The organism is Vibrio sp. YT-16 (assembly GCF_033337405.1).
Taxonomy (GTDB): domain Bacteria; phylum Pseudomonadota; class Gammaproteobacteria; order Enterobacterales; family Vibrionaceae; genus Vibrio; species Vibrio alginolyticus.
Genome location: NZ_JAWOQQ010000005.1, coordinates 225,402 through 238,677, shown reverse-complemented (window position 1 = coordinate 238,677; position 13,276 = coordinate 225,402). Strand labels below are relative to the sequence as shown.

General features: G+C 48.0%; 12 protein-coding genes. 7 read left to right on the top strand and 5 right to left on the bottom strand.

The annotated features are described in order from the left end of the window. Nucleotides 1-171 precede the first annotated feature (171 nt). The gene (locus tag R7F07_RS11655) at nucleotides 172-1,050 is read left to right on the top strand and encodes a DMT family transporter (protein WP_005375761.1); all 879 of its coding nucleotides are present in this window, start codon (nucleotides 172-174) and stop codon (nucleotides 1,048-1,050) included. A gap of 46 nt (nucleotides 1,051-1,096) precedes the next feature. Here R7F07_RS11655 and R7F07_RS11650 read toward each other — a convergent pair whose 3' ends face one another. The 5 genes from R7F07_RS11650 to R7F07_RS11630 all read right to left on the bottom strand — a co-directional run bounded on the left by R7F07_RS11650 (nucleotide 1,097) and on the right by R7F07_RS11630 (nucleotide 6,114). Further along, entirely contained in the window at nucleotides 1,097-2,005 is a 909-nt protein-coding gene (locus tag R7F07_RS11650; protein ID WP_171342545.1) for a hydroxymethylglutaryl-CoA lyase, read from the bottom strand. Further along, nucleotides 2,005-2,844, bottom strand: coding sequence for an enoyl-CoA hydratase-related protein (locus tag R7F07_RS11645; protein ID WP_064369188.1), 840 nt, complete (start codon nucleotides 2,842-2,844; stop codon nucleotides 2,005-2,007). The genes R7F07_RS11650 and R7F07_RS11645 overlap by 1 nt, the downstream gene beginning before the upstream one ends. Nucleotides 2,845-2,873: 29 nt before the next feature. Then, nucleotides 2,874-4,478: a carboxyl transferase domain-containing protein gene (locus R7F07_RS11640; protein WP_064369189.1), complete on the bottom strand. Its 1,605-nt coding sequence runs from the start codon at nucleotides 4,476-4,478 to the stop codon at nucleotides 2,874-2,876. Between the two features lie 25 nt (nucleotides 4,479-4,503). Continuing rightward, nucleotides 4,504-5,673 carry an isovaleryl-CoA dehydrogenase gene (locus R7F07_RS11635; protein ID WP_005387610.1) on the bottom strand — a complete coding sequence of 390 codons (1,170 nt, stop codon included), beginning with the start codon at nucleotides 5,671-5,673 and terminating at the stop codon, nucleotides 4,504-4,506. 66 nt (nucleotides 5,674-5,739) lie between these two features. After that, on the bottom strand, nucleotides 5,740-6,114 hold the full coding sequence (locus tag R7F07_RS11630; RefSeq protein ID WP_017821195.1) for a MerR family transcriptional regulator: 375 nt from the start codon (nucleotides 6,112-6,114) through the stop codon (nucleotides 5,740-5,742). A gap of 275 nt (nucleotides 6,115-6,389) precedes the next feature. Here R7F07_RS11630 and R7F07_RS11625 point away from each other — a divergent pair, with 275 nt between their 5' ends. The 6 genes from R7F07_RS11625 to mmsB are packed head-to-tail and all read left to right on the top strand — an operon-like array spanning nucleotide 6,390 to nucleotide 13,181. Next, entirely contained in the window at nucleotides 6,390-7,601 is a 1,212-nt protein-coding gene (locus tag R7F07_RS11625; RefSeq protein WP_005375769.1) for a thiolase family protein, read from the top strand. Nucleotides 7,602-7,624: 23 nt separating this feature from the next. Beyond that, nucleotides 7,625-9,118, top strand: a complete 1,494-nt coding sequence (locus R7F07_RS11620) for a CoA-acylating methylmalonate-semialdehyde dehydrogenase (RefSeq protein ID WP_318110495.1) — start codon at nucleotides 7,625-7,627, stop codon at nucleotides 9,116-9,118. A gap of 19 nt (nucleotides 9,119-9,137) precedes the next feature. Further along, a complete protein-coding gene (locus R7F07_RS11615) occupies nucleotides 9,138-10,292 on the top strand; it encodes an acyl-CoA dehydrogenase family protein (protein ID WP_017634262.1) in 1,155 nt (384 codons plus the stop codon). Between the two features lie 38 nt (nucleotides 10,293-10,330). After that, nucleotides 10,331-11,116 (top strand): enoyl-CoA hydratase, encoded by a 786-nt coding sequence (locus R7F07_RS11610; protein ID WP_017634261.1) that lies wholly within the window; start codon nucleotides 10,331-10,333, stop codon nucleotides 11,114-11,116. A gap of 8 nt (nucleotides 11,117-11,124) precedes the next feature. Next, nucleotides 11,125-12,264, top strand: a complete 1,140-nt coding sequence (locus tag R7F07_RS11605) for an enoyl-CoA hydratase/isomerase family protein (protein ID WP_017634260.1) — start codon at nucleotides 11,125-11,127, stop codon at nucleotides 12,262-12,264. A gap of 11 nt (nucleotides 12,265-12,275) precedes the next feature. Continuing rightward, nucleotides 12,276-13,181 (top strand): 3-hydroxyisobutyrate dehydrogenase, encoded by a 906-nt coding sequence (mmsB, locus tag R7F07_RS11600; RefSeq protein WP_053307783.1) that lies wholly within the window; start codon nucleotides 12,276-12,278, stop codon nucleotides 13,179-13,181. Nucleotides 13,182-13,276 lie beyond the last annotated feature (95 nt).

Here is a 13,276-nt window from a genome sequence, read left to right as displayed (position 1 = left end):
TTGCCTGCATTTAATGTATCTAGCAGCAGAACTTCAATCTGCGTGACAACAATACAGGAGAGGATCGGGCTTTCACTTTTTCGCTCGACACAAACCCCTTTCAAATTTACACAATAGCGCAGTAAAACTCTCTTGCTGCGCTATTGTGTGTTCCATATTTTGTGAGTACTTATGTTTAACTCAGAACGCAAAGCGACGGTTATTCTGGTTGCGACGACGATGATCGCGGCACTTGGCTGGATATTCTCTAAGGAAACAATACAGGGTTTACCACCTTTTGGCTTTATTGGGGCGCGATTTACTATCGCTTCGCTCTGCTTACTGCCTCTATGTTACCGACCTTTGCTGAAAGCAAACTTAAAAGATGTGCTTTCTGCTGGTGGTGTCGGGCTCCTGTTAGGCAGTGCCGTTATGACATGGATTTACGCTATTTCTATCAGTGATACTCTCGGGGAAGGCGCATTTATCATGAGCCTTTCCATGCTGTTTGTGCCGATTGTTGCATGGGTTATGTTTCGTCAACGACCACAACGAATTTTCTGGCTTTCTTTGCCTATCGCTGTATTAGGTCTTGCTTGTCTTTCTTTAGTTGGTGGCTGGAAACAATCGGCCAGTCAATTGTGGTTTCTTGGTGCAGCACTGGTTTTGGCGCTTCATTTTAATGTGAACAGCAAATACTCTCAAAAACTACCAGTGTTGCTGCTTACTTGCGTGCAACTTTTTTCAGCAGGTTGTTTAGGTTTGTTGGTTTCATTTTTTATGGAATCTTTCCCGGCAGAGGTGGACTCCTCTATTTGGTGGTGGTTTGCGTTGAGTACCTTATTAGCGACGAGCTTGCGTTACGTAATGCAAACCATGGGGCAAAAATTTGTTCAGGCAGGTAACGCTGCTCTAATTATGATATTAGAACCAGTTTGGACGGTTATTCTGAGCGTGCTGTGGTATGGCGAAGTGCTAACGGCAAATAAACTAGTAGGTTGTGTGCTTATCTTATTTTCTCTAATTATTTATCGTACTGGCGGGCGGTTTCGCTTCCCAACTCGAAAGTAGAGCAAATTAACTTGGGTTGGGAGAATTTGAGGTGCCGGATGGCCTTCTACGAAAGTGATAATACGCGGTTACGCAATGCTAATGACACTTTTGATGTAGGCTGCCGACCCAGCTCTTCGCTGATCATCCAGCCAGCTTTAGCCAGTAGCTCTAAGTCGATCCCCGTTTCTATTCCTAACCCTTGGCATAAATATAGTACATCCTCCGTTGCGACATTTCCTGATGCGCCATGAGCGTATGGACATCCACCCAGCCCAGCGACACTGCTGTCGATGGTATTGATGCCCATACTCAAGGCTTGATGAATGTTGGTGAGAGCTTGTCCCCATGTATCGTGGAAATGGACAGCAAGCTGGGGAAGAGGTGCAACCAACATGACGGCTTCTAGCATAGCAGCGATACGGTTTGGCGTGCCTGTACCGATTGTGTCGCCTAGAGACACCTCATAACACCCTAAATCGATGAGTGATTTGACCACGCTCGCCACCTGTTTAGGGGCTGTCGGGCCATCGTAAGGGCAGTCGGCAACGCAGGATAGATAGCCACGAACAGGGATGCCGTGTTTGGTGGCTAATCGCATTACAGGTTCGAAGCGAGTTAGGCTTTCTGCAATCGAGCAATTGATATTGTGTTGGCAGAATCCTTCTGAGGATGAAGTGAAAATTGCGACCTGATTGGCGTCAGCCTCCAACGCTTGTTCTAAGCCTTTTAGGTTTGGAGTCAGGGCAGAGTAGGTAACATGATTTCGCCGTGTTATTGCTTTCATGACCTCTATTGAGTCCGCCATTTGTGGCACCCATTTGGGTGAGACAAAAGAGCCCGCCTCAATATGCGTTAACCCAGTATCAGAGAGTAAGTTGATCAGCCGGATTTTAGTTTGGGTCGCAACAGGAGATTCATTTTGCAACCCATCTCTAGGACCTACTTCGACAATCTTTACTTTGGAAGGTAGCATTACTTGTCCTGTGACTTGGTGACCCAACTTGGGCTACGTTTTTCAAGAAACGCTTGCAGCCCATCTTGACCTTGGGGTGATACTCTAATGTCCGCAATGAGCTTGCTAGTATAGTGAATCAGTTGTTGATCGATGGGGTTTTGATGACATTGATGGCAGAGCGTTTTTGCTTTACGCATCGCATCTGGGCTATTCAGTAGCAACGTCTTGATTACGCTACCGACCGCACTTTCAAGCTGTTTGGCTTCTTTCACTTCGTGCACAATACCAAACCGTTCGGCATCTTCGGCTGAAATGACTTCACCACTCAAGATATAGCGTCTAGCTTGTCTATTCCCCATCGCGCGCATGACGTAAGGCGCAATGGTTGCTGGAACTAAACCAAGCCTAACTTCACTTAAGCAAAAGTTGGCACTTTGGCTTGCGATGGCGATATCACTACAACAAATCAACCCTAAAGCACCACCATAAGCGGAACCTTGAACAACTGCGATGGTGGGTTGAGGGAACGAATCTAATGTTTCCATGAGTCTTGCCAAGTTTTGGGCATCAACGAAGTTATCTTGCCTCGTGCTGTCGGCCATCGACTGCATCCAATTCAAATCGGCCCCGGATGAAAAATGCTTACCGTTACTTCTTAATACCAAGCACCGCACATCCGTTCGTAAAGCGAGATAATCTAGGCGGTGGATCAGCAAGTCGATCGTACAAGCGTCAAAAGCATTGTGTTTGGCTGTTCTGTTTAGGGTAATGGTCGCTACGCCATTATCATCGACATGCCAAAGAACATCATCTTGCCTTTGGGCGTTGGGAACAATGCTTGGTTGCATTTCCTGCATGCTTACTTCCTTAATTCATCTTTGGATATTTACATTCTGAAGACGCCAAACTCGCTATCAGGAATGGGGGCGTTTAATGCTGCCATTAACGCTTGACTCAACACCTGACGCGTTTTTTTAGGGTCAATAATTCCGTCATCCCATAGCCGAGCACTCGCAAAATAGGGATGTCCTTGTGTTTCATACAAGTCTATGATCGATTCTCTAAAAATGTGCTCTTCTTGCTCTGACCACGCTTCCCCCTGACGTTCCTTCGCGTCTTTTCGAACTTGTGTTAAAACGCCTGCTGCTTGTTCTCCGCCCATCACAGAAATACGCGCGTTCGGCCACATCCACATCATGGTTGGATCATACGCTCGGCCGCACATGCCGTAATTACCAGCGCCGTACGATCCACCGATGATCACGGTAAACTTCGGCACGTCAGCACAAGCGACGGCCATCACTAGCTTGGCGCCATGTTTTGCGATGCCTTCTTCTTCAACCTTTTTTCCGACCATAAAGCCGGTAATGTTTTGGAGAAAGAGAAGCGGTGTTTTCCGTTTGGCGCACAGCTCAATAAAGTGCGCGCCTTTTTGTGCCGATTCAGAAAACAAGATACCGTTGTTTGCCACAATACCAATCAAGTGTCCTTGAATACGAGCGAAGCCACACACTAGCGTTCTGCCGTACAAGGCTTTGAATTCGTCGAAATCAGAATCATCGACGATGCGGGCAATAATTTCTCGAACGTCGAATGACAGTCTTAAGTTTGCATTCACGATTCCGTAGATTTCTTCTGCGTCGTAGCGGGGAGGAAGTACGGTGTTTTCTGGCTTAACAGGTCTTGTTCTATTGGCATTGGCAATGGCTTCTCTCGCAAGCATTAGGGCATGTTCATCATTTTCAGCGTAATAATCTGCGACACCAGATTTTCGACAATGCACGTCTGCACCGCCGAGCTCTTCACCCGTCACGACTTCGCCAGTGGCCGCTTTCACCAAAGGTGGTCCCGCCAAAAAAATGGTGCCTTGCTCTTTAACCATAATGGAGACATCCGCCATGGCAGGAACGTACGCGCCCCCAGCAGTGCAAAGCCCCATCACAACAGCAACTTGGGGGATGCCTTTCGCCGACATTCTCGCTTGGTTAAAGAAAATGCGACCAAAGTGTTCTTTATCGGGGAAGACGTCGGACTGATGAGGGAGATTTGCGCCACCGGAGTCCACCAAGTACACGCAGGGGAGTTGGCAACGTTGGGCTATCTCTTGCGCTCTAAGGTGTTTTTTTACCGTGAGTGGGTAGTAGGTTCCGCCTTTTACCGAAGCATCGTTGGAGATGACCATGCATTGAATTCCCTCTATGATACCAATGCCGGCGATAACGCCAGCACAGGGGATCGCTTCGTCATACACTTGCCAGGCGGCAAACTGGCTGATTTCAAGAAAGTCAGTGTTGTCATCAAGCAAGCGCGCGATGCGTTCTCGTGCGGGGAGTTTTCCTTTTTGCCTCTGGTGCTGAATGGCTTTTTCACCGCCGCCCTGTTTGATGGTCTCGATGTGTTGATTAAGTTGAGTGACCAACGTTTCCATCGCAGCTTTATTGGAAAGAAATAACTCGTCAGTTGGCTTAGTTTTACTTTTGATAATGGCCATAATGACTTCCTTGTCGTATGTTCCGTTAGCGAGATTCTTCGAACAGCTCTCGGCCTATTAACATGCGGCGAATCTCAGAGGTACCCGCGCCGATTTCATAAAGCTTTGCATCACGTAGCAAACGACCAGCAGGGTATTCATTGATGTAGCCATTCCCACCGAGCAGTTGTATTGCATCGAGTGCCATTTGTGTGGCGAGTTCTGCACTGTACAAAATCGCGCCAGCGGCGTCTTTGCGTGTTGCGTTACCTCGATCACAAGCCGCTGCGACGGTATATACATAAGCTTTTGCTGCACTCATTCGAGAGTACATATCGGCGATCTTGCCCTGAACTAACTGAAACTCGCCAATGGATTTTCCAAACTGCTCTCGTTCATGTACGTACGGGACCACAATGTCCATGCAAGCTTGCATTATCCCGAGTGGTCCGGCAGCGAGGACGACGCGCTCGTAATCCAGCCCACTCATTAACACCTCGACGCCTTGATTCAACTCGCCAAGAATATTCTCTTTTGGCACTACGCAATGGTTAAATACAAGTTCGCAAGTATTCGAGCCTCTCATGCCTAGCTTGTCCAGCTTTTGAGCATGAGTGAAACCTGCGAAGTTACGTTCAATAATGAATGCGGTAATGCCACGTGAACCTGCGCTGACATCTGTTTTAGCGTAAAGCACCACTACGTCAGCATCGGGCCCGTTTGTTATCCACATTTTGTTGCCATTCAGTACAAAATGGTCGCCCTTGTTCTCCGCTTTCAGTTGCATGCTTATCACGTCTGAACCGGCATTGGGCTCACTCATCGCTAGGGCGCCAACGTGCGTACCATCAATGAGTTTTGGAAGGTATTTTTCGCGTTGAGAAGGCGTGCCGTTACGAAAGATTTGGTTGACGCACAGGTTAGAATGAGCGCCGTAGCTTAAAGCGACAGACGCAGAGGCACGGCTGATTTCTTCCATGGCAACAACATGAGCGAGGTATCCCATGCCTGCACCACCAAGCTCTTCATCGACGGTCACACCAAGCAACCCCATTTCTCCCAACAAAGGCCATAAATGATTCGGGAACTGGTTATCGCGGTCTATCTCAGCGGCGATGGGCGCAATATGTTCCGTAGCAAAGGCATTAACGTGTTCTCGGAGCATATCGATGGTATCACCAAGTCCGAAATTGAGTGGGGTATAGGTGCTTTTCATAACGTCTCCCGGTTTCAGAGGTAAGGTGGAAAAGCCTGTAGCGGTGTTGCTAATTGAGTATAGCGTTTATGTCTGCTTGCTTTTGAGTGTTTGAATACAACGCTCCTTAGCGGCATTCAACTCTGCCATAACGACGCTGATGTCGTTGAGTTGTTGCTGTAGGACGGCTTGTTTCTCTTCAATGATATTGAGCATTTTCAATAACTGTCCTTCGGTTTGTTGCATGTCGTAGAGCTCGAAAAGTTCACGAATTTCTGCCAATGAAAAACCGAGTCGTTTCCCTCTTAAAATCAGTTTGAGGCGAATTCTATCCCTGCGTTGATAAACGCGCATATTGCCTTTTCGCTCTGGTTCAATCAGACCCACGTCTTCATAAAACCGGATACTGCGAGTAGTAATATCAAACTCCTTGGCGAGGTCACTGATCTTGTATTTTTCCATAACATACTTACCTCGAATAAAAATCCAGTTTCTGGAAATCGAACCTTAAATGGGAAGGCCGAACATCAACTTTGAAATATAAACGTCTGCTTGGTGTGTTTTTTCATCTCATTGTAAAGGCTAGTGCTATGCTTACGTAAACGTCAAGAAATCGCGGAATGAAAGTTTGTTAGTGAAAAAGGCGATAAAGGCTGGTGTGGCGCTTGGTGAGTAATTCTATGTAGGGTGTCATCAGTCTGCCAAGTGTTCACATATACCTTAAGGGAATGCGAATCATGGGAAAAGACATCTGGATTGTCAGCGCGAAAAGAACGCCAATTGGGCGCTTTCAAGGCAAGTTGCAAACTTACTCTGCTCCTCAATTAGGCGCACTGGCGATCAAGGCGGCAATGCACGAAGTGAATGTGACTTCGGTGGATGAAGTGTTCATGGGATGTGTGCTTCCAGCAGGGTGTGGACAAGCTCCTGCTAGGCAAGCATCTATGGGGGCAGATCTTCCTTTGGGCGTAGGGTGCACCACCATTAACAAAGTGTGTGGCTCTGGCATGAAGAGCGTCATGTTAGCGCACGATCTCATTAAAGCTGGAACGATTCGCTCTGCCATTGCTGGTGGTATGGAAAGTATGACCAATGCGCCGTATTTGCTGAGGGAGGCGAGAAAGGGAATGCGTATGGGGCACCAGTCTGCGTATGACCACATGTTTCTCGATGGGCTACAAGATGCTTACGAAGGGCACTTAATGGGTGTTTATGCTCAGCAAGTCGCTGACAGGCTTAAGTTCACCAGAGAGCAAATGGATGAATGGGCCGTGATGTCGGCAAAACGTGCGTTGGAAGCTCAAGAGCGAGGCTTGTTTGCCGATGAACTTTCGCCGGTTTCACTCAATACCAAGTCAGAACAAGCGGTGCTGGACTACGATGAGCACCCACGCTCGATTGACCTTGGTAAAATTCCTCAACTCAAACCTGCATTCGATGAAAAAGGTACGGTGACCGCTGCTAATTCGAGTGCCATTTCAGATGGCGCGGCGGCTCTTGTGCTTATGGATGAAGACACTGCGCGTCATCAGGGGCTTAAACCACTTGCGATCATCAAGGCGCACTCTACACATGCCAGAAAACCTGCAGAATTTACTTTGGCCCCCGTCTACGCAATTGAGCAACTGCTGTTCCAGCTAGATTGGTCCATTTATGAAGTGGACCTGTGGGAAATCAATGAAGCCTTTGCCGTCGTGACACAAATAGCGGTGGCGGAACTTGGACTAGATACGAGCAAAGTAAATATTAAAGGTGGAGCCTGTGCGCTTGGGCATCCGATAGGGGCTAGTGGCGCACGAATTCTGGTGACATTGATTCACAGTTTGCGTCAGCTACAAGCGTTAGGCACCAATGGTGATCTCGAAGCCAAAAAAGTGATGCGGGGTGTTGCGTCACTTTGTATCGGTGGTGGAGAAGCCACGGCGATAGGCATTGAAATACCGCTTTAATTGAAATCAGAAAGGAGTAAATGATGACTCGTTTGGTTCCCTTGTTTATTGGTGGCGAGTTTCGTGAAGCTCAAACATCGGATTGGGTTGAGGTAACCAATCCCGCCACTAATGATGTCATTGCGTACGTTCCATGTTCCACAGAGCACGAGATGGAAGCCGCCATTGATAATGCGAAAGAGACATTTCAATCTTGGAAGGAAGTGGCAGTATCCGAGCGTGCCAGAGTCATACTTCGCTATCAGCACTTGCTCAAAGAACATCATGATGAGCTTGCCACACTGCTTTCTCATGAGACGGGTAAGATTTTAGCGGATGCCAAAGGCGATGTGTGGCGTGGTATCGAGGTGGTTGAGCAGGCGGCAAACATTGCTAGCAACATGATGGGAGAAACCGTCGAAAACGTTGCCACGGATATTGATAGTTACTCAATGATTCAGCCCTTAGGTGTGTGTTGTGGGATCACGCCGTTTAACTTTCCTGCCATGATTCCGTTGTGGATGTTCCCAATCGCCATCGCTGCGGGCAATACGTTTGTGCTCAAACCCTCCGAACAAGTGCCATTGACCTCTATTCGTTTAGCCGAACTATTTGAGCAAGCCGGCGCGCCAAAAGGGGTGTTGCAGATCGTTCATGGCCGCAAAGAGCAAGTCGACTTTCTGCTGGCTCATCCTGATATTCGAGCGGTGTCATTTGTTGGCTCGGTTCCTGTTGCCCGTTATATCTACACTACGGGTACGAAACACTTTAAACGCGTTCAAGCTTTTGCTGGTGCTAAAAATCACATGGTGATCATGCCTGATGCGAACAAGGAACAAGTGGTGAATAACTTAGTGGGGTCCTCCGTTGGGGCGGCGGGGCAGCGTTGTATGGCAATTTCTGTTGCGGTATTTGTCGGCGATTCAAAACAATGGATTACAGACCTTAAACAGGCAATGGCGAAAGTACACCCAGGGCCTTGGGACGATGAGCAAGCTGCTTATGGCCCACTGATCAGTGAGCAAGCCAAACAACGCGTATTGGACCTAATCGAAGATGGCAAACAACAAGGCGCAGTGTGTGAACTGGATGGCAGTCAGTGTGAAGTGGAAGGCTTTCCCGATGGAAACTGGATTGGCCCAACCTTGTTTAGCGGTGTAACAGCGAATATGTCGATTTACACGCAAGAGATATTTGGCCCTGTTTTAGTTTGTATGGAAGTCGAAACGTTGCAAGAGGCCATTGAGTTGGTGAATCGCAACCCATACGGGAACGGCACTTCCATTTTTACGGCTAATGGCGCTGCTGCGAGAAAATATCAGCATGACATTCAAGTCGGTCAGGTTGGGATCAATGTGCCTATTCCAGTCCCTTTACCATTTTTCTCCTTTACTGGTTGGAGAGGCAGTTTCTATGGTGATTTACATGCGTATGGTAAACAAGCGGTACGTTTTTATACCGAGACTAAAACGGTGACGGCACGTTGGTTTGATGACGATATTCCAACGGGGCCTAATTTGACCATCCAACTGCGCTGAGTGAATAGAAGGAGCTTTTATGGACTTTGAACTTAATGAAGATCAACGTGCATTTGCCGATACCGCTCAGCAATTTGCCGATGAGTGTTTAGCACCGATGGCGGCGGAGTGGGATGAAAAGCAGATCTTCCCCAAAGACGTATTGAGAGAGGCGGGGGAACTGGGGTTTCTCAGTCTCTACACTCCAGAAGCGCAAGGTGGCCTAGGGCTGAGTCGCTTGGATGCTTCAATTATCTTTGAACAACTGGCCATGGGATGTACGTCCACTACGGCGTTTATGACGATTCACAACATGGTCAGTTGGATGATAGCCAGTTTTGCTACCGATGAAGCCAAAACGCAGTTCTGTCCGAAATTAGTTACGGGGGAGTGGTTAGGCTCCTATTGCTTAACCGAGCCTAATGCGGGGTCGGATGCCGCTTCGTTGGCCACAACCGCGAGCAAAAAAGGTGATACTTACGTGCTGAATGGCGGCAAAACCTTTATCTCTGGCGCAGGAGAGACAGATGTTTTGGTCGTGATGGCGCGAACCGGAGATGAGGGTGCTAAAGGCGTGTCCGCATTTGTTGTTCCTGCTCACGCTGATGGTATCAGCTATGGGCGCAAAGAACCCAAAATGGGTTGGAACAGCCAACCAACACGAGCGGTTACTTTTGAAAATGTCGTTATTCCAGCTAGCCATTTACTGGGCGAAGAAGGGCAAGGTTTTGTCTTTGCGATGAAAGGGCTTGATGGAGGGCGTATAAATATTGCGACCTGTTCCGTCGGTACGGCTCAACAGGCCCTTAATCAGGCGGCACGGTACATTCAAGAGCGTAAGCAGTTCGGCAAGCCGCTTGCGCAGTTTCAAGCCTTACAATTCAAATTGGCAGACATGGCGACAGAGCTAGTGGCTGCGCGGCAGTTGGTGCGCTATGCCGCCAGTAAACTCGACCGAAATGACCCTGATGCTACGGCTTATTGCGCGATGGCAAAACGGTTCGCAACCGATGTGGGCTTTCAGGTTTGCGACCACGCGCTGCAGCTTTATGGTGGCTATGGTTACATCAAAGAGTATCCAATGGAGCGTCATTTCAGAGATGTGCGTGTGCATCAAATTCTGGAGGGAACGAACGAAATTATGCGTTTAATCATCGCACGTCGTTTGCTCTCTGAGGAGTCGGCTTTGCTTTAGCAAAGTATGGTATTTGCTCATTGAGAAAGGATTCAGATATGCCATTAACCCAAGCAGCCATTCAACATACGATCACTAATCACGTTGCGGTGGTGACGATGAACAACCCGCCAGCCAATACGTGGACAGCAGAGAGCCTCAAGGTACTGAAGTCGCTGATACTCACACTTAACAATGATAAGCAGGTCTACGCACTGGTTTTAACCGGCAGTGGAGAAAAGTTTTTCTCTGCTGGTGCGGATCTCAAGCTATTTTCTGATGGTGACAAAGTGGTTGCGTTAGACATGGCGCGATGCTTTGGTGAAGCTTTTGAAACGCTCTCTGAATTCCGTGGTGTTTCCATTGCCGCCATTAATGGTTACGCCATGGGCGGAGGGTTAGAAGTGGCATTAGCTTGTGACATTCGAGTCGTTGAAGAGCAAGCGGTACTTGCTTTACCAGAAGCCAAAGTCGGACTTTTGCCCTGTGCTGGTGGTACCCAAAACCTCACAGCGTTAGTGGGGGAAGGCTGGGCAAAGCGCATCATTTTATGTGGAGAGCAAGTCAGCGCTGACAAAGCAAAAGAACTAGGCCTAGTTGAGGAGTTGGTTCCCAAAGGCGAAGCTTTAAGTAAAGCGATGGAGCTTGCTGAATCTGTTTCGAACCAGTCGCCATCTTCTGTCGCCGCATGTAAGGCGCTCATTCAAAATATGCGCTCTGCGCCACTTCAGCACGGCTTAATGAAAGAGCGAGAGTTGTTTCTGAATCTTTTTGATACGGAAGATCAAGTCGAGGGTGTTCGCGCCTTTTTAGAAAAACGCCCACCGCAATGGAAAAACCGATAGGAGGCCACATGGCAGGGATGGTAACCATCAGTGAAATAGAGTGCTTAGATGGCGTGCACCGCATTGGTATCGCAACGTTAGACAACACCGCTTCATTGAATGCATTGACGTATGACATGTTGGTCCAACTTAACGATCAGCTTATCAAGTGGCAAGATGATCCACATATGGCTTGTGTGGTACTGACTGGCGCTGGAGAAAAAGCATTCTGTGCTGGTGGTGATGTTCGAGCTATGTATCACGTCATGCATAACGAGAGTAAAGAAAAAATCGTAGAGTTCTGTACGAACTATTTCTCGTTGGAGTATGAGTGTGACTATCTCATCCACACTTACAACAAACCCATTATCGGTTGGGGAGAAGGTATTGTCATGGGCGGTGGGATGGGGCTTTTTATGGGAACCAGCCATAAAGTTGTGACAACAACATCACGCCTTGCTATGCCAGAAATCAATATTGGACTGTATCCCGATGTGGGAGGTACGTGGTTTTTAAGCCAGATAGATCCGCAAGTGGGTTTATTCCTCGGATTGACAGGTTCAATGGTAAATTCAAGTGACGCTGTCACTATTGGTTTGGCCGATTGGTCACTGTTGGAAGAGCAGTATCCCACCTTACTGGATGAGCTAAAGCGGCTCCAGTGGGGCAAAGAAGATGCGAAAGAGTTGGTAACTGCACTACTACAGTTAATGGAAGAACAAGTTATTGATAGCAAACCAACCACGCAAATTTGTCCATATTTAGATCAGATAGAGGAAGCGTGCAAAGGCTTTGATCTTAATGCGATAGCACAGCGAATCATGGCTATCGAAGGGAATAGCCAGTGGATAGAAAACGCGAAACAAACGTTCGCATCGGGCAGTGCGATCACCGCGCATATTTGCTTTAGACAAGTGAAAGAGTACCACAGCTTACCGCTTGCAGATTGTTTCCGTTTAGAGTTGAGTTTGTCGGTTCGCAGTGCCTTATTAGGTGAGTTTAAAGAGGGCGTCCGTTCTCGGCTCATTGACCGGGATGGCGAGCCGAGCTGGATATTTAACAGTGTCAGTGAAGTCGATGAAGATGTCATCGATACCTTGTTTACCTCACTTTGGCCGGATGACGAACATCCGCTTGCTGATTTGGGTGAACAAACACTAGGTCAATAAGGAGAATGATCATGAGTACCATCGCATTTATCGGTTTAGGAAGAATGGGGCATCCGATGGCGCAAAACTTATTAGCGTCTGGATTTAACGTGCAAGTATTTGATGTCGATAGCGAAGCGGCAAAGCAACTTGCACCTTTTGGTGCGGTGGTGGCGAGCTCTATCGAGGAAGTCGTGGATGGTGCAAGCACGGTCATCACGATGCTACCAGCAGGATCTCACGTTCGTTCCGTGTATCTTGGCGACTTACACGGCGGCGTAGGTGTCCTCAATCTTGTCTCGCCAAGTACCTTGATGATTGATTGTTCAACCATTGATCCGGACTCTGCGCGATTAGTCGCCAATGAAGCGGCAAATAAACGCGTGTTGTTTGTCGACGCGCCCGTTTCGGGGGGCGTTGCTGGCGCTAAAGCGGCGACATTAACCTTTATTGTTGGTGGTTCGGATCAAGCGTTTTCTAAAGCCAATGCGATTTTGCAGTATATGGGAAAAAATGTTTTCCATGCTGGCAAAGCAGGCGATGGTCAAATGGCGAAAATCTGTAACAACCTTATGCTCGGCATTTTAATGTCTGGTACGTGCGAGGCATTAAACCTAGGTATCGATCATGGACTCGATCCAAAAGTGCTATCAAACATTATGCTGCAAAGCTCTGGCCGAAATTGGGCATTGGAACTTTACAATCCTTGCCCAGGCGTGATGGACAGTGCGCCAGCCAGTCACGATTACCAACCGGGCTTTATGAGCAAACTCATGCTAAAAGATCTCGGCTTGGGGTTAGATGCGGCGTTACAAACACATTCTTCGGTTCCGATGGGGTCGTTAGCGCGCAACTTATATTCTTTCCACAACGCGAGCGGCCACGGCGAACTCGATTTCTCAAGCTTATTTGAGTTATACAAGAGTAAGAAAGGCTAGACCGAGTTTTGTGACAAACCAGCCCGAGATGGTGACCTAAAATGCGCATCATTTCGGTCAACTTAGACTGGTTGAGATAGAGAACATTACGAGCT

What these genes read in the sequence shown, in the direction of transcription:
- R7F07_RS11620 (WP_318110495.1), top strand. Translation starts at nt 7,625, where the DNA reads ATGACTCGTTTGGTTCCCTTGTTTATTGGTGGCGAGTTTCGTGAAGCT.
- R7F07_RS11640 (WP_064369189.1), bottom strand. Translation starts at nt 4,478, where the DNA reads ATGGCCATTATCAAAAGTAAAACTAAGCCAACTGACGAGTTATTTCTT.
- R7F07_RS11610 (WP_017634261.1), top strand. Translation starts at nt 10,331, where the DNA reads ATGCCATTAACCCAAGCAGCCATTCAACATACGATCACTAATCACGTT.
- R7F07_RS11650 (WP_171342545.1), bottom strand. Translation starts at nt 2,005, where the DNA reads ATGCTACCTTCCAAAGTAAAGATTGTCGAAGTAGGTCCTAGAGATGGG.
- R7F07_RS11615 (WP_017634262.1), top strand. Translation starts at nt 9,138, where the DNA reads ATGGACTTTGAACTTAATGAAGATCAACGTGCATTTGCCGATACCGCT.
- R7F07_RS11645 (WP_064369188.1), bottom strand. Translation starts at nt 2,844, where the DNA reads ATGCAGGAAATGCAACCAAGCATTGTTCCCAACGCCCAAAGGCAAGAT.
- R7F07_RS11655 (WP_005375761.1), top strand. Translation starts at nt 172, where the DNA reads ATGTTTAACTCAGAACGCAAAGCGACGGTTATTCTGGTTGCGACGACG.
- R7F07_RS11605 (WP_017634260.1), top strand. Translation starts at nt 11,125, where the DNA reads ATGGCAGGGATGGTAACCATCAGTGAAATAGAGTGCTTAGATGGCGTG.
- R7F07_RS11625 (WP_005375769.1), top strand. Translation starts at nt 6,390, where the DNA reads ATGGGAAAAGACATCTGGATTGTCAGCGCGAAAAGAACGCCAATTGGG.
- mmsB (WP_053307783.1), top strand. Translation starts at nt 12,276, where the DNA reads ATGAGTACCATCGCATTTATCGGTTTAGGAAGAATGGGGCATCCGATG.
- R7F07_RS11635 (WP_005387610.1), bottom strand. Translation starts at nt 5,673, where the DNA reads ATGAAAAGCACCTATACCCCACTCAATTTCGGACTTGGTGATACCATC.
- R7F07_RS11630 (WP_017821195.1), bottom strand. Translation starts at nt 6,114, where the DNA reads ATGGAAAAATACAAGATCAGTGACCTCGCCAAGGAGTTTGATATTACT.